We start from the raw sequence: 23,788 nt of genomic DNA, 5'->3' as shown, positions 1-23,788 counted from the left end.
CCTTAAACAAGCATCTTTTTTAACCCGTTTTAAACAAAATAACAAACCCTCCCAAAACCACACACTTTATCGCAGGTTCTTTGCCTTAGTCAAGGCTATTATCAACCTATATATAAAGAAAAGATGTATACCATATATGTATAGAGAAGTGTGCTACTATTATCCTTGCATCCTTTTTTTAATTACGAAAAAAAGTTCCACACTAGTCCAAACCTAACTACAAAGTCGCGATAGGGGTAGTTTGGAGCTGAATAATAGTCGTAACCAGTAAAGGATGAATTGAAGTGCTCCGCTTTTAAATAGATCCGTGTCTGCTTTACTTTAGCATTGATAAAGAAGTCTAGCATTGGATACGCACCTAACTCCTGCTGGTTTTGAGTATAGAATTCTCCTAAAGCAGGGTTGTAAGCATTCATATTATAAGCCGTAAAGTACTTAAAAGTAACTCCGGTTTGCATAAACATTGCTCCTTTAAATACTTTCTTAGAAAAATAAAGGGTATTCCTTGTTACTAAATCTGGCAGATTTAGCACTTGATTAGATTGAGAAACGTTTTGATACATTATAGTATTGTCTAATGCCCAACGACCAAATTTAAACTCTTTATTATACTTTACCTTTAAATAACCAACAGACGCACTTTCTTGAAACGGTTTTACATATGCATTTTCCTCTCCACCATCTATCTGTTCTTGAGTAGCTGTAGACCCAAAATAGGTATACTTATCTATATTGGTATATTTTGCTGCGATTGTACCATAAGCATTTGAACTATATTCAAAAGCCAAACTGTTTATGTTTTGCTTATCAAAATTACTTGTATTTTGCCAGTTGTAATTTTCGTAATTACTCTGATAAAGCAAGAAGTTAAAATTTGGCATCCTAGATTCGTTATGCAGAGATGCAACAAACTTATGCTTGTCCTTATATATATATGTTGCTTCTGCATTAATTAAACTACCACCTAAATCTCCTGATAAGTTATAAGCTGCGTCTCCGCGCAGATTAAACTGACCTATTCTTTTACTATACTCTGCCCCTAATGAAATATCGGTTCCTTTATATTGACTATCTATTGTACCCGTAGGTGTTATTAGAAGGCTCTTGAAAAAGTAATTGTAATTATAAATACCCACGTAGCCTTTTAACTTACCTAATAATCTATTTGAAAAAGTTGCGTTTAGCTGATTATAGGTTGATTGCAACTGGGCTTTATCTTCTGTTTCTGCTAAAAAAGAATTTCCAAAATAATCTGATTGTTCGGTCTGATTAAACTTAGAAAATTTAGTCTCATAATTAAACTGATGCCCTACTGCTATAGAAGTAGCAATAGCGCTACTTGTTGAGTCTTCTGCTTTATTAATTAGCCTGTATTGATGATCTAAAAAATACCTCTTTCCTAAAATTTCGCTTTCAGCATCTATAAAAGCTACATCTAGTCTATCCCTACTAGAAAATTCCGTATCTCCAGATTCAAACTGGGTTTCTCCATCTATTAAGCCCCCATTTTCTTCAAAAACAACATCTTGAACTGCTATATGGGCTAGCATTTGATATCTCTTATTTTTAGAATTATAATTTGTAGTTACAGTAAAGTTGCCAGACTCAGACTGATTGTAATTGTATTTCCCTAAAGACCTAAAGCCTTTATACCCTAAAGAAACGTTTAACTCTGGAGACATATTAAATGTTAGCATTGCATCTAGCAATTGTCCTTGTTCCATTGTTGTTTTAAACATTAACTCCGTTAAAGGTGTTGGAACATTGTAATATTTAATATCCTCTACCTCCCTATAATTACCTCCCAAAGCAGAAGCTCCTAGAGAGGGATACATACTAGAATTATTTAAATCTAGCCCAAGAGCATTTGAGGGTTTACCTATATTTGAAAAAGGCATTAGTTCAAAACCATCTTTTCTTAAATAATTATACTTATACTCTTTTTGGATACTAAGCGTAGTATCTAAAAAGACAGTGTCTCTTTTAATAGTGAAAATTTTATATTCTTCTACACTAGGCTTTTCCTCTTCCCCTTCTTTTAAAACCTTAGCTGGTTTCTTAGGTCCCTTAGGATCTAAACCTTTTTTAGAACCTGCCGGATCTTGTGCAAAAGCAATTGCACTCCACAAAAATATTACAAATACTATATATCTCATTTATAAAAAAAATATAAGCAAAGGTAATTTTTTTACATTTAACTAGCTGTGAAAGTTTTGTTAGCTTTTGGAGACTATACTAAACATAGCTCTCAATTCTATTTTTTAAGATGAAATTAACAATAAATGAAATTTACCTTGTAAATAACCTCTTTAATTAAGATATTTACGGCAAAAATCTTAATTAAATGTTAAATAATTATTTAGCATTTAAAATTATAAGTATCCCTACCAAACATATCAAAATGAATAAAAAACTACTATTACTCCTTTTATTAACTTGTTCTTTTTCTTTTGCTCAATTTAATGAAGCAGCTCCTTGGATAAAGAAATTAAAAAAAGAAAAAAGAAATACTGCATCCAAAAGCGCAAACTCATCTTTTTCTATTGAAGAAATTAAAGTTTCTTTTGACGATTATTGGAAAATAAAAAACAAAGACGCTAAAGGGAGTGGTCATAAACCTTTTATGAGGTGGCATAATTACTGGATAAACTTTGAAAACAGTAATGGAAACATTCCTTCTTCTAAACAAATATGGGATTCATGGCAAGCTAAAGAAAATAGAGCTGGTAAAATTAACCCAACCAGCAACTGGACAAATGTAGGACCATCTACAAGTAATGCCTTTGCAGGAAGACTACCTGGAAACGGTAGAATTAACGCAATAACTGTGGACCCAAATAATGCAGATATTTGGTATGCCGGCGCACCTGCAGGTGGCATATGGAAATCTACCAACGCAGGAAGTAGCTGGACAAGCTTATTTTCTGATTTTTTACAAATTGGAGTATCTGGTATTGCCGTTGATCCTAATAATTCTGATATTATATACATTTCTACAGGCGATGATGATGCAGCAGACTCCTATAGTATTGGCGTATTTAAATCTACAGACGGCGGAACAACATGGAATGAAACTGGCTTAAATACGACAACAATTGATAGTGGAATTAATTTTTTAACTAATGAGATTACTATAGACCCTTCGAATAGTAATATTGTATGGGTTGGCTCTAGCGCTGGGCTATACCAAACTATAGACGGAGGTACTACTTGGACCAATAAACTATCTGACAACATAACAGATTTTAAATTAAAACCCGGAGACAGTAATACTATTTATGCCGTTTCTTTTAATGCCTTTTACAAGTCTACTGATGGCGGAAATACTTTTAATACCATCACCAGCAACCTACCAACTTCATCTGGAAGATTAGTTTTAGGTGTTACACCTGCAAACAATGATATTGTTTATGTCTTAAGCGCTGCTACAGATTATTCTTTTCAAGGTTTTTACAAATCGACCAATAGCGGAACAACTTTTACAAAAACATCTAACACTGTAGATGTTTTAGAGTCTAACCAAGCCTGGTTTGACTTAGCTTTAGAAGTTTCTCCTACAGATGAAAATACAATTTTTACTGGCTGCTTAAATATTTGGAGAAGTACAAATGGAGGTAATAGCTTTAACAGACGTAATAACTGGAGCTCTAACAACAATTCTTATACCCATGCAGATATACATACCTTAAAAATGTTTGGCTCTAATCTTTTTTGTGGTAGTGATGGTGGTTTATATGTCTCAGGTAATAATGGCACAACATTTACAGATGTTACAAATGGTATGTCTATAGGACAATTCTACAGAATAAGTGTTGCAGAAGATGATGCTTCTAAAATGATTGGAGGATTACAAGATAATGGAGGTAACATTTTTAATAACAACCAATGGAGTAATTACCATGGTGGTGATGGTATGGATAATGTTATAGATCCAAACAACAATAACCTAGTTTATGGCTTTACTCAATATGGAGGATCATTAAATATTTCAACCAATTCGGGAGAAACAATAGGCCAAATTGGACCACCGAAAGATTCGGCAGACGAAGACATTGAAGGAAACTGGATTACACCACTTGCAATTAACAGCAACGGAGATGTATTTGCTGGTTTTGAAGCAGTATATAAATTAGAAGGGGCAAGTTGGAGTAAAATCTCTACAAATTTAGGCTCTGGAAATATTGATGACTTAGAAACAGATCCTAATGATGCTAACACAATATATGCCGTAAAGAATAGAACTATTTACAAAAGTATAGATAAAGGCATAACTTTTAGTAGCCATATTATACTGCCAGGGTTTATTTCTGATTTAGCCGTAAACGTCTCTAATAGTTCTATAGTATATGCAACAACATCTAACAGAATAGGAATTGCATTATCTGGACAATCATCTTCACGTGGAGTTTACAAAATAACTTCTGACGGCACAGTTGTAACTCAAGAAGATATTACACTAAACTTACCAAATGATCAGGCATTCTTTAGTATTGTACATCAAGGACTACATGAAGATAACCCAATCTATGTTGGCACAAGTTTAGGTGTTTTTAGGCTTGATGATACTTTAACAGAATGGGAAGAGTACGATACCAGCTTACCAAGTGTTGCAATTGGTGATTTAGACATCAATTTAAATGAAAACATTTTAACTGCCGCAACTTATGGTAGAGGTGTTTGGCAATCTCCTATACCTATTAGGGATCCAGAAAACGATGTTAGCCTAAAATCTATCTCATTACCTTTAAATTCTATTTTATGTGGAGATGTTTCTACGGATATAGAAATAAAGAATATTGGAACTAATCCTATTAATGAGGTAAATATTACATATGGTTTAAATAACACAGACGAAACTTTTGTATGGAATGGAACTTTAAATTTTAACGAATCTACAACCATAACATTACCAACTATTACACCTACTATATTTGGCAAAGCTTCTTTAGATATTTCTGTAACTGTTCCTGGCGATACATTTGAAACAAACAATACTAAATCTACCGTAATTTACATAAATAAAGAAGGTGCCGGATCTGTCATGAATACTTTTGATAATACGGAAGATGCACTTGTAACCTATAATGATGCAAGCAGTAATAGTCTCTGGGAGAAAGGAATTCCTTCAGGCACACTACTAAATAGTGCCAGTTCAGGAACTGAGGTATATGCTACAAACCTAGTTGGTGAATACCCAAACAATACAAAAGCATTTTTAATGAGTAATTGTTATGACATTTCTACAATAGCAAATCCAGTACTTAAATTTAAAATGGCATATGACTTAGAAGAAAATTGGGATATAGTTTATGTAGAATACTCTACAAATCAAGGAAAAGAATGGAGTACCCTTGGAAGTATAAATAGCCAGCCAAATTGGTATAATAGCGATAGAACCAATTCTTCATCTGGAGTTGCCGATGACTGTCAGAATTGTCCAGGAAAGCAATGGACAGGAACCAATGCTACATTTACAGAGTATGCGTACGATTTTAATACAAATGCTGCTTTAGGAGAAACTAATTTAGCACTAGAAGATGAAATTATATTTAGAATAGTTTTTCATTCAGATCCAGGTGTATCTCAAGAAGGTGTTGTTATAGACGATTTCATTTTAGATGGTGAGCAAGATGATGACGATGATGACAATGATGGTATTCTAGATGTAGATGATAATTGTCCTACTATTGCAAACGCTGACCAGTTAGACACAGACGGAGACGGCATAGGTGATGTTTGTGATACAGATGATGATGATGATGGAATATTAGATGTAAATGATAATTGCAAATTAATAGCAAACATAGACCAGGCGGATTTAGACAACGATACTATTGGAGATGTTTGTGATGATGACAATGATAATGATGGTGTTTTAGACAGCGTAGACATATGCCCAACTACAGCGCCAAACACTGTAGTAGATGTTAATGGTTGTGCTGTATTTTCGTTGCCAACATCTAATTTTAGAATAAAAACAACTGGAGAAAGTTGTATTTCTAGCAATAATGGATCAATAGAAATTACCGCAGAGGAAACTTATAACTACACTGCTGTTATTAGTGGTGCTAAAAATGAGACTACACAATTTACAGATGTTGTTTCTTTTAGTGATTTACCACTAGGTACATATACTATTTGTATCACTGTAGAAGGACAAACTGATTATGAGAATTGTTTCACTGTTTCTATTTCTGAACCAGAAGCTTTGTCTGTATCTTCAAAAGTAAATTCTGTTTCTAATAAAGTAACATTTAATTTATCTGGCGGAACCGTTTATACTATTCATATAAACGATAAAGTTTACACTACCACAAAAAATGAGATCACTCTTCCTTTGGGGAAAATTGAAAATAACATTAGTATTAAAACGGATAAAGACTGTCAAGGTCTATACCAAGAACGTATAATATCTAGTGCTGATATTTTTATATATCCAAATCCTGTTTCTAGTGGCGATTTAACCATAGAATTAAACAAACCAGAACTTCTAAAAGTAGAGGTTTCTTTATTCTCTATTAACGGTAAACGTGTTTTTAAAAAGGACTACCCTACAAACAATAGTGCCATAAAATTTAATGTAGACGCATTAGCAAGAGGTATATATGTTCTAAACATTAAAACCGACGAAACATTACTTACGTATAAAATAATTAGAAAATAAATTGATAAAAATGAAAATAGCCTATAAATTAACCTGTATTAGCACTTTCTTATTAGTGTCTTGTGGTGGCGGTAGTGATGATGGAGGTGACACTCCAGATCCTGTTGCTTCACCTAAGGCAACAACTTTAGTATTCCCCGTTAACAATACAGAGTGTAATGAAGGAACTATAATAAGTGATACACGTAGTTCTGTAGAATTTAGCTGGAATGCTGCCCAGGACACAGATAGTTATGAAATAAACATTAAAAACTTAGCAACCGGTAACAGTACTAAAACAACTGTAAATACGACTGCAGAAATTATAACTATTGATCGCGGAACCCCTTACGAATGGTTTGTAACCTCTAAAGCAATCGGAACAACAGAAACCGCTACAAGTGCTGTTTGGAAATTTTACAATCAAGGTGTAGGTATAGAAAACTATGCTCCGTTTCCGGCAGAAGCTGTTAGTCCTGCGAGAGGTGCTACAATTGTAACGACTACTACAGCATCTTTAAGATGGTCTGGTGCAGATGTTGATGATGATATTGAGGAATACGAAATATTTTTAGACACTACTAATAACCCAACTACAAGCATTGGCACAACTACTAATATTACTATAGATGCTACTGTTACTTCTAATACCGTATATTATTGGAAAGTAGTTACAAAAGACAGTCAGAACAACACTTCTAATTCGGAAGTATTTGAGTTTAAGGTAGAATAAACTACTTACCTATAAAGTACAGAAACGCTCTTAGATTTACATCTAAGAGCGTTTTTTATTTGCAAACAACTCACAAAAAAAGCCTGAACAAAATAATTGTTCAGGCTAAATTTAATCTTAATTAAACTCTCAATGATAGTATTATATCTTCTACTGATTTTGATCTGCAGGAGTAATAGCATCATTTAAGTTAATCTCTGTTTCAGGTATCTGAAATGTAAACCTTGCATCACCTGCAGGTATGTTATAAAAAGAAGCTGGATTATTAGGATGTGTTGTTCCTTCAAAATCACGAACCAAACCAACATTCCACCTTTTCATATCTAACAAACCAAATCCTTCTCCCCATAATTCTATACGTCTATGCAATCTAATTTCATCCATTAGACTAGAACCAGAATTCATAGATAAGGTATAATTTGGATCTCTGGTTGAAATTAACTCGTATAATTCCTGAGCTGCTCCACCATCATCACCATTAGCCGCTTTAGCCTCTGCAATGATTAAATACATTTCTGAAACTCTCATATACACGTAATCTGCTTCAAAAAAAGTATCGTCATAAAATTTATAATTATAAATCTGTCCTGGTTTTGGCTGATCTATTAATCCATTATCTGGACCAAACCAATTGCTACGAATATCTGTAGGAGATACGGCATTAAATAACCGAACATCTACTGTTCTATGATGTCCTAATTGACCAGTATATCCTGGAGTAACTCCACCTGCTGCTTTCTGCACTGGAGAATACGATTGCATTTGGGAAAAGAACGATGCAAAAAGAGAAGATGTATCTCCATTTATATCTGCTCCCCATAACCACTCTGAATTAGAGATAAATTGAAAACCATCTAACAATTGATCTGCTGCCAAAGCTCCTTCAGATTTTGCAATTTCTGCAAACTGTACCGCTTTAGTGTAATCTTTAGACAATAAATAAAAACGAGCTAAATAACCTGCTGCAATATTTTGGTTAATTACAGTTTTATCTGGTCTAGAAAAACCCTCTAACCCATCATAACCATCTTTTAAATCTGCTTCAATTTGGTTGTAAGCATCTTGCACAGTTAATCTACCAAAACCCGGCCCATTAATTAAATCTGCCGTAGGATCTATAAGTGGCACACCTGGATCTGACATTGCAGGCTGTCCTTTTTGGTATATCTGTATCAACTCTAAATATGCTAAACCTCTAACAACTTTAGATCTAGATAGTACATAAGATAAATCTGCAGTTAAAACGGACTCATCTAGCTCACCTATAAGAGTAATTGTTTGGTTAGCTCCTTTAATAATTTCATAGTAATAATCCCAAATAAGATTAGTTTCTGTACCAGACTCTTGTGTTCTACCAATGTATTTATACAAATCATCGTACCACCAACCGTTATTAGAATCTAACATATCATTAGACATTATATCCATCATTACATCAATAGATTTTTGTCCGTAATCATTATGGTTACCTCCTGTACCAGCAACATCAAACGTACGCATGTTGTTTATGGTACCTGTATCAAAAGAACTTGCCGTAGACAGTAATGCTTCAGGAGATTCTTCTGCTAATTCTGAAATAGTAGCATCTGTAACTATATTTTCTAGATCAGACTCTAACTGATCTTCACTACAACTAACCAAAACAGCTAGTACTGTAGTAATAAATAATATCTTTTTCATTTTTATACTTTTAAAAATTAACATTTAAACCTAATGTAAACGTCTTTAACGTTGCATACCTAACAGAATTATTACCACCAGTAACACTTGCTCTTGGGTCAAAACCTTGTCTACCAGAAGCAGTCCATAAAGCTAAGTTGTTACCTAAGCCGTATATTCTAACTTTAGATAAACCAATTTTCTCTACAACGTCACTAGGTAAAGTATACCCTATAGAAACATCATTAAGACTAATAAAATCTGATTTTTGCAAAAGTAAATCTGATGTATTGTAATTTCTAGAACCATCTATAACTCTTGGTAAACTTGCCGTTGTATTGTCATACGTCCAAGTATTGTAAAAATCTTTACTTAGATTTTCTCCAATTCCACCACCAAAGGCATCATTATAGATAGCATCAAAAGCATAACCTCCAAATTGGTAAGAAAGCGCAAAGCTAAAATCTAAATTCTTATAGGTAAGTGATGATGTAAAACCACCATTAACATCTGGCAAAGCAGATTTCCCTAAATTAGTTTCGGACGCGACTGAGTAATCTTCTGTTTGGTTGTTTACTATTGGCGTTGTACCATCAGCTTCAAACTCACTAGAAGTATACCATATAGCATTACCATTAGTTGGGTTTACACCTACAAAATCACGAATGTAATAATCAAAAGCACTACTACCCTTTTCCCATCTGTAAACTGTTCCTGGATCTATAAAATCTCTCCCTGGAGCTAATCTTGTAATCTCGTTTTTATAATGTGTAGCATTAAGATCTACTGTCCAGTTTAAATTCTGATTTCTAATAATATCATAAGAAATACTTGCTTCTACACCAACATTTTGCATATCCATTACGTTTTCTGGAATAGATGGTAAACCAGAAGAATTTGGCAATGGTCTGTTAAAAATTAAATCTGTAATCTTACGTTGAAAATATTCAGATTCTATTCTTAGTCTATTTTCGAACATATTTAGTTCAAAACCGGCATTAAAATTAGTAGATGTCTCCCATTTTAAATTTTCATTACCTAAAACGGTTTTATTTAAATTAAACTCTTCGCCATCAGATGTAACATCCCACTGATCTAAATAAGGAGCATAATTTCTTACCGCTGTATTGTCTGGGTAACCTACATAATCGTTTCCTTGTTGACCAATACTAGATTTTAGTTTTAACTCATTAATCCAGTTTACATTATCCATAAAAGACTCTTTAGATATTCTCCAAGCTACACCAGCACCCCAGAAGTTACCCCATCTATTGTCTTCAGAAAAAACAGATGAACCGTCTCTACGAAAACTTCCGTTTATGTAGTACTTGCTATCAAAATCGTATAACATTCTAGCAAAGAAACCTTCTAAAAGATATTCTGTTGGACCACCAGTTACATTACCAGCACCATCATTCTCTGCAAAAAGACTAGCGGATATATCATTAGAAATAAATTGATTCTTTTTATTAGCGTCTAAAAACTTAAAATTGTAATCTGAGTTCTCATGACCTAACAAAATATCTAAGTTATGATTCTCTCCAATTGTTTTTTTCCAACCTAGTAATTGTTGGTTTGTATATGTTGTACCTCTTCCAAATTGTTCTGATAACCTACCATTAACGTCTGAAGATGCAGAACTACCCACAATTTTATTCGTATAATTGGTCGTATTATAAAATGCAAGATCTAAACCAAAATTATATGTAAAGACAAAATCCTTTAAAAATTTAATTTCAGTAAAAGCTCTAGACGTAAGATTGTCTCTTACAGACTTGTTTACGTTTAAAGTTTGTAATGCGTGTGGGTTAGAAAACCCATTAAACGGTCTGCCTGCAGTTGCATTTGGAGAAGTTACATCTGCCCAATCCCAAAGTTGATTTCCTTTATCATCTAAAACTGTTGCTCCTGTTGCATGGTCTACTGCAAAAACAGGATAAATAGGCGCTATGTTTCTTACCCACGCAAAATTACCTGTAATATTATTAGTTAAGGTACCGGTTTGCTCTCTGTTTGCATAGTTAGCAGATACTCCCATTTTAATGTTATCATTAATTTGAGAACTCATATTCATATTTAATGTTAATCTTTTAAATCCTGTATTAACATTATAACCCGTGTTGTCTTCGTTACCTACAGAAAAGAAATAAGTTGCCTTTTCTGTTCCACCTGCAACACTAGCATACAAAGTTTGTATTCCGCTGCCGTCATTAAATAACTCGTCTTCCCAGTCAGATGTCCATAATTGATTTCCAGATCTTAAAATACCAGTAGTAGGATCTACAACTGTAGTTCTATCTCCGCCAAATGGATTATAAACCAAACCTTGGGTACCATCAAATAAATTAGCAGAAGCATTTAAACCTGCAGTAGCTACATCTGTACCATTCTCAACAATATCATTACTTTTTAGCATTTTATGGTATGCTTGTAAGTATTCACCAGCATCGTTAAATACGTCATAATCTTTAGTTGCTCTACTAGTAAAACTAGTTCTTACATCTAAATTTACACTTACTTTACCCGCTTTACCCTTTTTAGTAGTTACAATAATAACACCATTAGCTCCCCTATTTCCATATAAAGCAGCAGCGGCAGCATCTTTTAAAAATGAAATTGTTTCAATATCATTTGGGTTTAAAGATGTAATAGATTCATTATAAGGAACACCATCTACAACATACAAAGGAGCAGAAGATCCATTTAAAGAACCAATACCTCTAAACCGCACGATAGGTGCTGAACCTGGTTGCCCTGATCCTGAAAAAATTTGAACTCCGGACACTTTACCCGTTAAACCTGTAACAGCATTACCAGAAGCCACTTTTGCTATTTCTTCTGATTTTATTTCTGCTATTGATCCTGTAAGTGATTCTTTTTTCTGAACACCATAAGCCGTTACTACAACTTCTTCCAAAGCTTCTGCATCTTCTTCTAGCTGCAAATTAATTACACTAGAAGCACCAACAGTTCTTTGCGTTGTTTTTTGTCCAATATAACTGTAACGTAATATTTGACCTGTACTTGCCTTAATAGCGTAATTACCATCAAAATCTGATTGCGTCCCTATTGTTGTACCAACAACTAGAACAGAAACACCTGGTAATGGCAAACCATCTTGATCTGCAACACTACCCGTAATTGTTTTCTCTTGTGCGTAAGAGAAACTCATTAGTAACACCAACAAGGGTGTTAAAATCCAAGTTACTTTTTTTCTCATTTAATTTAGTTTTGAGTTAGCTTCAGCTTTTTCCTAAACTATTTGTTAAAAGAACAAGTAAGAGATTAACATTTAATTAATCTTTTAATGTGATTAACAAACAATAGAGATAGACTGAAAATTATTTAATAAAAAATATAGATACTTAGTAAATTCATTGTCTTACAAAGAATTAGTACTACCCAAAAAACTTCATAAATAAGAAAATCAGTAACTTAAAAAGTATCTATGAGAAGCTTTGTCGCGCTAAAGATTTGTTAATTACAATTAATTTAAAAAAAAGAGACGTTTTATTAAATATAAATCAAAAAAAGAGTTGTTTTCTTGCTAAATTAATAATACAAAAGAAGTAAAAGTAAATAAAATAGGATTTGGCCCGTAAGATAAAGGCGTGCTTTTTTAACACGTAGTTTATGTTTGCTAAGTAGCAAGGTTTTACTTAACAAAAGAAATGGTCCATAAAAAAACCGCCAAGAGCAAGGCTCTTGGCGATTAAATATTAATTTATTCTAAAGGTATTAGTTAGGAAAATAAAAGCCTGAATAACACAATTGTGCTATTCAGGCTAAATTATTTTTATTTGTTCCTTAATAGATAAGACAACTTTTTACCAACCTGGATTCTGTTGATCTTTAAGTCCTGGATTAACTGTTAAATCTCTAGCCGGAATTGCCCAAATAAATTTATCAGCACCAGCTGGTTGACTTAAACCTTCATAACCAGATCCTGTATTAATAGTACTTGTATTTTGAGGAGCTCTACGAGTAAAACCTTCTCCCCATCTTTTTAAATCATCCAATCTAAATCCTTCAAATGCCAATTCTCTAAACCTTTCATCTTTTAAATCTTGCATTGTAGGAGCTGGTATAGTTGCTACATTCCTTGCCGCTCTTAAAGCGTTTAAAGGAGTTGCCGCATCTGCACCTGGAATATTTAAAGCTGCTTCAGCAGAAATTAAATACATCTCTGCAATTCTAAAGACTTTTGGAGCATGTTGGTAATTTGTAAAAGGACCAGTAAATAAAGCTGGATTACCAGGGAATTTATTAACTACAGTTATTCCAGTAAAATCTCCGTTCTGTAAACGAATAGTACTAGGCTGCGTAAAGTATACATTCTTTCTGTAATCTGCAGCATCATACATATCTACAACCCATTGAGAAGGTAAAAAATCTGGAGAGTAAGTATCCGAACCTCCATCATAACCTAAATATATACCACCCGTATTGGCAGTTAATTCATCTGGAGCACTTACAAAAGGCATAAAAATAACCTCTTGAGCAAAATCATTTGTCCACATATCTTGTAACCCAACTTCTGTTGTAATTAAAGGGTATGTTCCTGAACCAATTAATTGATCAGCAGCAGATTTTGCTCCTGCCCAGTCTTGCATATTTAATTTTACTCTAGCTTCAAGAGCTAGTACAACATCCCTATTAAAAGTAGTTGCACCTTGTATACCAGGAACACCCGATAAAGTTGATTTAGCAACCTGTAAATCTGCTAATATTTGATCGTAAACCTCTTTTACTGTACTTCTTGAAGGCTGCGCATTAACATCATAAACTAAAACTACAGGCACTCCTAAATCACTTGCTGCAGTACTTGGGTTATAAGGTTTAGCATATCTGTTAACTAATCCAAAGTAATAAAAAGCTCTACCAAAATGAGCATTTGCTCTAAATTTATTCAAGTCAGCTATTTCTGCAGCATCTTCGAAGTTAAAGTTATTAAAACCTTCTAAGGCTATGTTAATATCCGTAATTCTTGAATAATAATTTTGCCAAACACTAGAGATACCTCCATCAGCAGCTAAAAAACCTTCCCATCTATGTACAAATCCATTTCTGTTTCCAAAATCTGTTGTTGCATTTAACTGATCTGCTTGTAAATCTGTTGAGAATTGTGTGTAACCACTTACTGTTCCTCTTATGCTTTGATAAAATCCATTGTTCCAGTTTTGAGCATCAGCAAAAGTCACAAAAGATTGATCAACCCCTATAGTATCATAAGGGTTACGTTCTAGGTCATCACTACACGACATAACAGTAGTAATAATGACTGCTAACGGTAGTATTTTTTTAAATATATTTTTTTTCATAAGTTTATATCTTTCAAATTTATATCTGATCTATTACTTAAAGTTTAATATCTACACCAAAAGTAAACTGCTTAGTATTAGGGTTTGTTCCTAAAGTAAGGTTAGAATCTACTTCTGGATCTGGTCCAGTAAACTTTGTCCATGTTAGTAAGTTACGACCAACTACATAAAACTTAACTCCTTTTACAAAACCAACCTTTTCAATAATATCTTGAGGTAAAGAATACCCTAACGATATATTTTTCATTCTAATAAATGATGCATCTTCAATTAAACGAGAATCAAATTGAGTGAACTGATAATCCCATGCTGGAAATTGTGTTTCATCTCCTGGGTTTCTCCAATAATCATTAGAAACTTTAGCTGTATTAAATCCTCCAAAAACATTAGGGTTTTCATAAAAGTATCTATCATTATTTATTAAATATTTACCACTTGAAAAAGCAAAATCAACTTGTAAAGAAAAACCTTTGTAACCTGCGTTTAAACCAAAACCACCATTTAACGGAGGGTAACGATCTTTACCTGTATTTTGTTGTAAATCTGTAGGAGAGAAAGTAGACGTTACGTTATTCTCATCAAAATTAGAGTTAACTCTATCTCCTTCTTCAGCATTTGGAACATACCATTCTGGCTGACCAGTCTGAGTATTAACATCATGAAAAACAGGATATAAATATGTTAATTCTTTACCTACAGCCCAAGCAACACCTGTATTTGGAACTATCCAATAATCTCTTCCTTGAAATAACTCTGTAACTTTATTTTGGTTATAGTTTAAGTTTACGTAAGGTGTAATGAAAAAATCATCCCCTTTTACTAAATCAAAATCTATAGCAACATCTATACCTCTGTTCTGTAATGAACCAACATTAGAAGTTATGTCTGAGAAACCAGTTGTAAATGGTACAGGAACACTAACTAACATGTCAGTAGTAACTCTATTGTAATATTCCATATCTAAACGAACTTTATCAAACAAACCAACTTTTAAACCTATTGTTGTTTTTTTCTGACTTTCCCAAGATAATTCATTGTTACCTGCAGTAGAAATAAATGCTGTAGAAGCTGTATCATATTGCCCATTACCAGCTAAAGCTAAAGACTGGTAGTTGCCTATTCCTGAAGAATTACCACTAGTACCCGTACTTGCTCTTAATGATAAATCGTCTAACCAATTAACATCTGCTAAAAATGCTTCTTTTGATACTTTCCACATAGCACCAGCTGACCAGAAATTTGCATATCTATTATCTGCTCCAAATCTAGAAGAACCATCTCTACGTACAGAACCATCTAAAAAGTACTTGTTATCAAAGTTATATTCTAATCTACCAAAATAAGAATCAAAAGCGTACTCAGTTTTAGAATGAGTATTACCTCTTTGGGCTGGATCTATACCTGCTTCTAATAATGTTAATCTATCGTCTGACTGACCTCCAGATGATGCTCCAAATGCCTCTTGATCATATCTAACATATTCTTGACCAACTAAAGCTGTAAAATTATGAACATCTGAAAAATCAAATTTATATTCAAGTGTATTTGTAATGGTCTGTGTAACTCCTCTTACAAAACTTTCAGCAGCTGCACCATCACCTAATGAAGCTACATAAGATGGTAATGTCTTACTTGATCTTCTTCCATCAAACAATTCTAATCCCATTTGAGACTTAAATGTTACATCTTTTACAGGTGTAATAGTTAAGTATCCAGATGGATTTAATTGAAGGTTATTAAATTCATTTGGTAATTTATCTGCTAAATAGTTAGGGTGGTAACGATTCCATCCTGGTATACGTTCATCTTCGTATATATCACCATTTTCATCTACAGGAGAATAGAATGGCTGTGCCAACAATCCTAAACCTCTGTTAGTACTATTAGAACCATAAGGGTTAACTTGTCTTGTATCATACCCTAAAGACAAGTTTAAACCTAATTTTAACCAATCTTTAACTTGAGAAGTTACATTAGAACGTAAAGTATATCTATCAAAATCTGAACGATACGCTAAACCTTCTTGTTGGAATAAACTACCTGAAATGAAGTACGTGTTTTTTCCATTTTCACTACCACCAGAAATAGAAATATCTGTTTGTAATGACGGTGCGTAATCTTTATAATAGGTTTTATACCATTGTGTATCTGTATTAGGGTATTCATCATTAATAAAGTCAACGTTTGCTTGACTATATGTACCATTTTCTAAGTTAAAACTTAAAAATTCTTCCCTATTCATTACACTTTCAAAAAAATCTGTATTAGCTAGTTTAGTATATCCGTATTGAGTTGATATATTAATAACTGATTCGCCTTTTTTACCTTTTTTTGTTGTAATATAAATTACACCATTTGCTGCTCTAGAACCGTAAATTGAAGTTGCTGATGCATCTTTTAAAACAGTTACACTTGCAAAATCTCTAGAGTTTAAAGACACTAACGACCCACTAGCTAATGGAATTCCATCTAATACAAATAAAGGAGTAGAACTACCACTTAAAGAACCAACACCATGCAATCTAATAGATTGAGTTGCCGATGGCTCACCTGAACTTGAAAAAATTTGAAGACCTGCAACTTTACCTTGCATTGCATCTAAAACGTTAGCAGAAGGCTTTGCTTCTAGTTGATCTGCTGAAACCTGTACAACTGACCCTACTACAGATCCTAATTTCTTTCCAGAACCGTAACCTACCACTACTACTTCTTCTAATGCTTCTGCATCTTCCTCTAATTGTAAACTAATTGTGCTTGACGAACCAACAGTTCTTTCTGCTGTTTTCTGTCCAACATAACTGTAGCGCAATACTTGCCCCACTTTTGCCTTAATAGTATACTTACCATTAAAGTCTGTTTGTGTTCCATTAATTGTACCAACAACTAATACAGAAACGCCTGGTAATGGCAAACCTTCATGATCCGTAACATTACCCGTAATTGTTTTCTCCTGTCCGTAAGAGAAACTCATTAATAACACCAGTAAGGGTGTTAAAATCCACGCTACCTTTGTTCTCATTTATTTTTGTTTTTGAGTTAGTATTCAGCAAAAATCACAATTTTAAGTTAAAACACCAAACATAAAGAGTTAATATATAAAATAAATGTTAAAAAATGATAAAATTAGTTAATTAATTAGCTTTTAAAGTTGTGCTTTATGTTGTTCTGTGAACACTACAAATGAACAAATACAGTTATTAAATGATCGTTTATTAATTTAAAATGATTTTGAGAGCTAAAATCTGACACAGAATAAAAAAAACAAAAATAATGTACTTGCTATCAATTTATTAAAAAATAATTAACATTGACGCAATTAGTTTTAAATTTAAAGAATAGACTTGTTAAAAAAAAATGGAAACTACATAACAGATCTTATTTTTAATCTTATTTTAAGCTAAAAAAAAATAAAAATTTGAGTATTAAAGAGAGCATAAAAATATTTAAAAAAAAATAAGCTTAACGGTAAAAAACAACATATATTAAACTTAATACTCCTTTTTTTAATTAAAAGCTATAGTTAAACAAAAAAAAGGCCACCCCTAGGGTGGCCTTTTGACAATACTTACATATGGTAGCTTACTTCAATAAGAACCTATATATTTCCTTAATTAATAAAAGGATTATTTTGAACTTCACTTTGTGGAATCTCTAAAGTAAGCTTATCATCATTATACAACGTCGGAACCCCAACTTCAAATAAATGATTATCACCCCTAACTACAGTTCCTTTATTTCTCTTTAAAGCTAAATAACTTTTACCTTCTCCCCAAAATTCGATACGAGTTTGCAAGTAAATTTCGTCAATTAAATCTTGACCAGTTAAGCCGTCTACATATGCATATTCAGCCGCGTCTTCTTCCGTAAATCTTAATTTAAGAATATCCTTCAATCTGTTTCTTGCATCCACATCCATACCTTCTTTGGCAGACATTTCCGCAGATAACAAGTAGAATTCATCAACTCTCATATAGATATAATCATCTTCTATGTTTCTTTGACCATCTCTTTCTCTACCTGCATTATAAAACTTATTATAAGGTATTAAGTTATTCTCATCTGTAGGGTCGTTTAAGAATTGTGTTTTTCTTATATCCTTATCATTAATTTGATTAAACAAACCTTGATCAATACCCTTAATATCACCAGCACTTTGATAACTATAAGTAAATATATCCATTTGACCCCACCAAGAAATTAAATCAAGGCCAGCATCTAATGTAATATCTACTCCCCAAATCCAACTAGAAGAATTAACATCATTAAAACCACCAACTAAATTAACTTCACTTTCATTTTCGTAATCATCTCTAGCAACATAACTAGTCTGCTTGTAACTTGTTAAAGGTGCACCTGTGCCAGCAATAACTTCTTCAGCTAAATCCTTAGCTTTTAGGTTAGCGTCGCTAGTACCCATAGATCCGTAAACATAAGCCAATAAACCTTTTGCTATATTTTGATCTATCTCATACTTAGAAACTCTTCCAAAATCACCTAACAAAGTAATAGCTTCATTTAAATCTGATATTATTTGGTTATATACATCCTCTGTTCTACTTTGCTCAACTGCCACCCCTTTAGTATCAGTAATATAAAGTGGCAAAATTTTAGAATCAGGTGTATATTCTGGGATAAAAAACTGAGTTAAATAAAAGTAAGCATATGCCCTTAAAGCTTTTGCCTGTCCAATTGTATGTTTGTTTTCATCTGTAATAACAGCGTCATTACCACCAGAAGCAGCAATAATATTATTAGCAGAACCAATAATTCTGTAATAATACCTCCAAGTAGTATAATTTGCTTGTGTTTGAGTATAATCCGTTGTAACTAATAACTGAGCTACATTTACATACCTACTATAAGAGTTTTGCGTTAAGGCCATATCTCCTGACAATAAATCAGAATTTACATCATATCCCTTTTGTCCAAAATCTTCATGTCTAGTTGTTCCTCCAGTACCTGTAGTATACATCATTGCATAAACACCTCTTAAAGTTCCCTCTAAAATTTCTGGATAAATTTCGCCAGTTTGGGCAACATCATCCGCAGAAACAAACTCAGTAGGGGTTTCTTCTAGAAAATCTTCATTACAACCTACCAATGTAGCTGCAATAGAAAACATTAATATTGATTTTTTATATATATTTTTCATTAAAGTATTTTTTAAATTAAAACTTAAGACGAATTCCTGCTGTTACAGTAGACAATGGTGCATATCTATAAACACTACTAACCCCTGTTTCTGAAGACATAGGATTAAAGCCCTTCTTTGAGCTTAATAAAAATAAGTTATCTCCTGAAACCCATAGATTTACTCCTGACAATCCAGATTTTTCTAAAAATTTAGAAGGTAATGTATACCCTAATCTTACATTATTTAAAGCAAAGTAATCTGTAGATCTAATAAAACGAGATGAAGCAGAATTTACTTGTGTATTTACGTTACTAATTAATTTAGGAACATCTGTTACATCACCTGGTTGTTTCCAACTATCTCTTATATCTACGTGGTAGTTACCCGACCCTATTTGATCGTTACTCATTAAGCCAGCATAAGCTCCATCATAAGCGTATCCACCTAAACTATATGCAAATTGAGTTGAAATATCAAAATTCTTAACTCTACCTGCCAATCTAAACGCACCTCTAATAGTTGGTATTACAGATTTATTAACATACTTCTGCGTAGCATCTGCATATTCACTAGTAGTTGTTTTACTAACAACGGCATTAGGATTTGCTATTTTATATTCTGTTAAACTAGCAATACTTTCTCCTGCATCTACTGCTCCATTATTGTTAGCATCATTATAGTACAAGTTCCATAAAGGATTTCCATTATCTGTATCAACTCCAGCCCACTCTCTTAAATAAAAGTCGTACAAGCTATGACCTTTAGACCTACCATAGTTCCCACTAATGTCTAAAATTTTTGCATCACCTGTAGCAAGTTCTGTAGGCATTTTAGTTAGCTTATTATCTAGTATTTCTCCATTAATAGAGAAATTTAATGCATAATCTTTACTTTTAATTATGTGTGCTGTTAAATCAAATTCAAGACCTTTATTCTCTAAAGTACCATCATTAACAGTAATTAGACCATTTGATGTAGAAGGCGCTAAACGTTTATCAAAAACTAAATCATCCGTAGTCTTAACATAGTAATCAACAGCACCTTCTAATACGTTATTAAAAGCTGTAAATTCTAGACCAGTTTGAAACATCTTTGAGGTCTCCCATGTTAATTGCTCATATTGAATTGCTCTTATACTTAAAGCAATTTCTCCTCCTAGATTCTGAATATCATAAGCATTTTGACCGCTATAGTGCGCTGCACCTGCTTCATCCCCTACTAAACCATAACTAGCTTTTAATTTAAGGAAATCGATAAAGTCTACATTACTCATAAAATCTTCTTGATTAATTACCCAAGAAGCACCTACAGAACCAAAAGTTCCCCATTTATCATTAGCAAACCTAGAAGAACCATCTCGTCTGATAGAACCCGTTAAATAGTATTTGTTATCAAAGTTATAGTTTACTTGAGCAAAATAACTTTCTAATGATCTTCTTAAATTATACCCTCCTGGAGGAGAAGTACTGACAACATAATTATTTAATTGATCCGAGCCATTTTGAAGATTAACTATACCACTTTTATTAATAGATGTAATCTCATAATCTCTTTTATTCGTTTCATGTGCTGCAATCGCTTCAATAGTATGAGATCCGAAAGATTTTGAATATCTGAACATATTTAACATGTTCTGAGTTAAAGCATCATCAAATTGTTTGTAAATACTACCATCTTGACCTGCTGCAGAACCATAAAAAGGGTTGTTTATAGCATTTCTTGTTCTTGTATAATACTGTAAACCATATTTAGTTTCGTAAGTTAAGTTTTTAGTAATATCAAACTTTAAAGAAAAACTTGCATTAACAGAATGACGTTTATTTGAATCTAAGTTATACTCAGAATCTGCAATAGCATTTGTTAAACCTCCAAATCCTCTACCAGAACCGTAATCATATTGATTTCCGCCATATTTAGTATCTGGGATTGTATTACCAGCTGCATCTCTTAAATACAATGGATAAATAGATGGAATATTATCTACAAACCAGAACACACTACCTGAATCTTCAGACTGTCCATTAGATCTTGTTTCATCATAAGTATACCCTAAGTTAGCAGTTGCAGTTAACCATTCTTTTGGATTGTGAACAACGTTTAATCTTGTTGAATAACGCTTATAATTAGAGTTTTTAATATATCCTTCTTCATCTAAATAACCAAAAGAAGAAAAATATCTTGTCTTGTCATTACCGCCACTCATCTTAAGGTTTGCTTCTGTTCTTACAGAGCTTTGAAATGCCGCATCTTCCCAATTTTCTGGAGTATATCTACGACCAACACCAGCTCTCACTTTACCTGTAGCAGGATCTATTATCTGAGAAACATCGTTTGTATCATATTGATTAAAGTTTGGGTTTATCCCTCTTGATGAATACAAAAATGCATTTGCATAAGCAACATTGTCATTTGTAGGGTCAAAACTTAATGTTCTATTACCCATAGCCATCCATGCTAATTCTGTATATTCATCTGCAGAATTAATTACATCATACCTAGGAATTGCTTGGAAGTTTACACCCGTTTTAACATCTACCTCAATAGATGTACTCCCTCTTTTACCCATTTTTGTAGTAAGCAAAATAACTCCATTTGCTCCACGCGCACCATAAATTGCAGTTGCCGTAGCATCTTTCAATACAGTTGTAGAAGCTATATCTGAAGGATTTATTGAGTTTATTGACCCAGAAAAAGGAACACCATCTACAACGTATAAAGGATCTCTGTTACCATTAACCGAACCAAAACCTCTAATACGTATTGTTGCAACAGTACCTGGCTGACCTGATGTATTAATAACATTTACACCAGCAACTTCGCCTGTTAAAGCTTGCGAAACATTAGAGAAACTTTTAGCCTCTAAAATATCTGCTTTAATCACTTTCGCAGTACCCGTAAAAGCTTGTTTTGTAGAAGTACTATAACCTACCACTACAACCTCATCTAAAGCCTCCGCATCTTCCTCCATTTGAAGGCTAACTGTGTTTGCTGATCCAACTTTTCTATCCGTTGTTTTTTGACCAACATAACTGTAACGCAAAACTTGCCCTACACTTGCTTTAATGGTATAGTTACCATCAAAATCTGATTGTGTTCCTGTTGTTGTACCCACAACTAATACAGAAACCCCTGGTAATGGCAGACCTTCATGGTCTGTAACATTACCGGTAATTGTTTTCTCTTGTCCGTAAGAGAAACTCATTAATAACACCAGTAAAGGTGTTAAAATCCACGCTACTTTCGTTCTCATTTATTAAAAATTTTTGAGTTAGTACCTCACAAAACTCTTAATTAACGGTTAAGATTGCAAGAAATTTTTGTTAACGAAAGACGATATGTTAAAAACTAAATCACTATTAAATATTCCTTTGTTTTTCTCAAAAAAAAGTCAATTTAAATCGTTTTTTTGGCTAAAAAAATAAAAAATAAACACTCAAATAAAAAAATAAAAAAATAAAAAAACGTATAAATTCATAAAAGGTTATCACTAGTAAAAAAAATAGGTATCCATTGTTAATTTTAAGTTACCAATACGTCATATTTAAACTAAAACTTTATGTTAAATAAAAACTAATTCACCTTTTTTGACAATTTAGCTTTTAAGCGTAGACATCCACTTATTTTACTAATCATTAAAAGATTTTCTTAAATAACCCTAATTTTACATTCTATAAAAATTAGATAATCAATGTTAGAATTATTTTACAACTCTATTAATGAAACAGGAACAGATGAAGCTGGTCGTGGGTGTTTAGCTGGCCCAGTTACAGCTGCTGCAATTATTTTACCTGAAGGTTTTAAAAATGATATTCTAAATGATTCCAAGCAATTATCAGAAAAAAAAAGAGAACTTCTAAGACCTATTATAGAGGAAGAGGCTATTTGCTTTGGCGTAACACATATATACCCTAAAAAAATAGACGAAATAAACATCTTAAATGCCTCTATACTTGCAATGCACAAAAGCATAGGCAAGCTTACAACGAAACCCGATTTTATAATTGTAGATGGCAACCGATTTAAGCCTTATAAAAAAATTGCATACGAGTGTATTATTAAAGGTGACTCTAAGTTTATGAGTATTGCTGCTGCATCTATACTTGCTAAAACTTATAGAGATGCGTATATGGAAAAAATACACCTAGAGTACCCCATGTACAATTGGAAAAAAAACAAAGGCTACCCCACCAAAGAACACCGAGAAGCAATTAGAGAATTTGGAATAACTAAATACCACCGTAAAAGTTTTAAACAATTACCCGAGCAATTAAAGCTTCCTTTAAAATTAAATTAATCTA

Annotated in this window: 10 protein-coding genes; 3 read left to right on the top strand and 7 right to left on the bottom strand. The window is 33.0% G+C overall.

The genetic code is table 11. The annotated features are described in order from the left end of the window. Positions 1 to 182: 182 nt before the first annotated feature. Entirely contained in the window at positions 183 to 2,156 is a 1,974-nt protein-coding gene (locus tag M4I21_RS13825; protein ID WP_249559822.1) for a putative porin, read from the bottom strand. Positions 2,157 to 2,401: 245 nt separating this feature from the next. On the opposite strand from M4I21_RS13825, the gene M4I21_RS13820 reads away from it, so the two are divergent. Both M4I21_RS13820 and M4I21_RS13815 read left to right on the top strand, forming a co-directional pair. Beyond that, positions 2,402 to 6,664, top strand: coding sequence for a T9SS type A sorting domain-containing protein (locus M4I21_RS13820; protein WP_249559821.1), 4,263 nt, complete (start codon positions 2,402 to 2,404; stop codon positions 6,662 to 6,664). A gap of 10 nt (positions 6,665 to 6,674) precedes the next feature. Next, the gene (locus M4I21_RS13815) at positions 6,675 to 7,376 is read left to right on the top strand and encodes a hypothetical protein (protein WP_249559820.1); all 702 of its coding nucleotides are present in this window, start codon (positions 6,675 to 6,677) and stop codon (positions 7,374 to 7,376) included. Positions 7,377 to 7,526: 150 nt separating this feature from the next. Here M4I21_RS13815 and M4I21_RS13810 read toward each other — a convergent pair whose 3' ends face one another. From M4I21_RS13810 to M4I21_RS13785, 6 genes are all read right to left on the bottom strand, one after another. Next, complete coding sequence (locus M4I21_RS13810) at positions 7,527 to 9,056, bottom strand: RagB/SusD family nutrient uptake outer membrane protein (RefSeq protein ID WP_249559819.1); 1,530 nt, start codon at positions 9,054 to 9,056, stop codon at positions 7,527 to 7,529. Positions 9,057 to 9,066: 10 nt separating this feature from the next. Next, positions 9,067 to 12,255: a SusC/RagA family TonB-linked outer membrane protein gene (locus M4I21_RS13805; RefSeq protein WP_249559818.1), complete on the bottom strand. Its 3,189-nt coding sequence runs from the start codon at positions 12,253 to 12,255 to the stop codon at positions 9,067 to 9,069. Between the two features lie 607 nt (positions 12,256 to 12,862). After that, complete coding sequence (locus tag M4I21_RS13800; RefSeq protein WP_249559817.1) at positions 12,863 to 14,356, bottom strand: RagB/SusD family nutrient uptake outer membrane protein; 1,494 nt, start codon at positions 14,354 to 14,356, stop codon at positions 12,863 to 12,865. 37 nt (positions 14,357 to 14,393) lie between these two features. Continuing rightward, the gene (locus M4I21_RS13795; protein WP_249559816.1) at positions 14,394 to 17,375 is read right to left on the bottom strand and encodes a SusC/RagA family TonB-linked outer membrane protein; all 2,982 of its coding nucleotides are present in this window, start codon (positions 17,373 to 17,375) and stop codon (positions 14,394 to 14,396) included. Positions 17,376 to 17,963: 588 nt separating this feature from the next. Continuing rightward, entirely contained in the window at positions 17,964 to 19,508 is a 1,545-nt protein-coding gene (locus tag M4I21_RS13790) for a RagB/SusD family nutrient uptake outer membrane protein (RefSeq protein ID WP_249559815.1), read from the bottom strand. A 16-nt stretch (positions 19,509 to 19,524) separates the two neighbouring features. Continuing rightward, complete coding sequence (locus M4I21_RS13785; protein ID WP_249559814.1) at positions 19,525 to 22,740, bottom strand: SusC/RagA family TonB-linked outer membrane protein; 3,216 nt, start codon at positions 22,738 to 22,740, stop codon at positions 19,525 to 19,527. Between the two features lie 438 nt (positions 22,741 to 23,178). Between M4I21_RS13785 and rnhB the strand changes: the two genes are divergently transcribed. Further along, a complete protein-coding gene (rnhB, locus tag M4I21_RS13780) occupies positions 23,179 to 23,784 on the top strand; it encodes a ribonuclease HII (RefSeq protein WP_249559813.1) in 606 nt (201 codons plus the stop codon). The last annotated feature ends 4 nt before the right edge of the window (positions 23,785 to 23,788 follow it).

Origin of the sequence: Cellulophaga sp. 20_2_10 (assembly GCF_023476645.1) — a bacterium.
Taxonomy (GTDB): domain Bacteria; phylum Bacteroidota; class Bacteroidia; order Flavobacteriales; family Flavobacteriaceae; genus Cellulophaga.
This window is presented reverse-complemented; position numbering and strand designations above follow the sequence as displayed.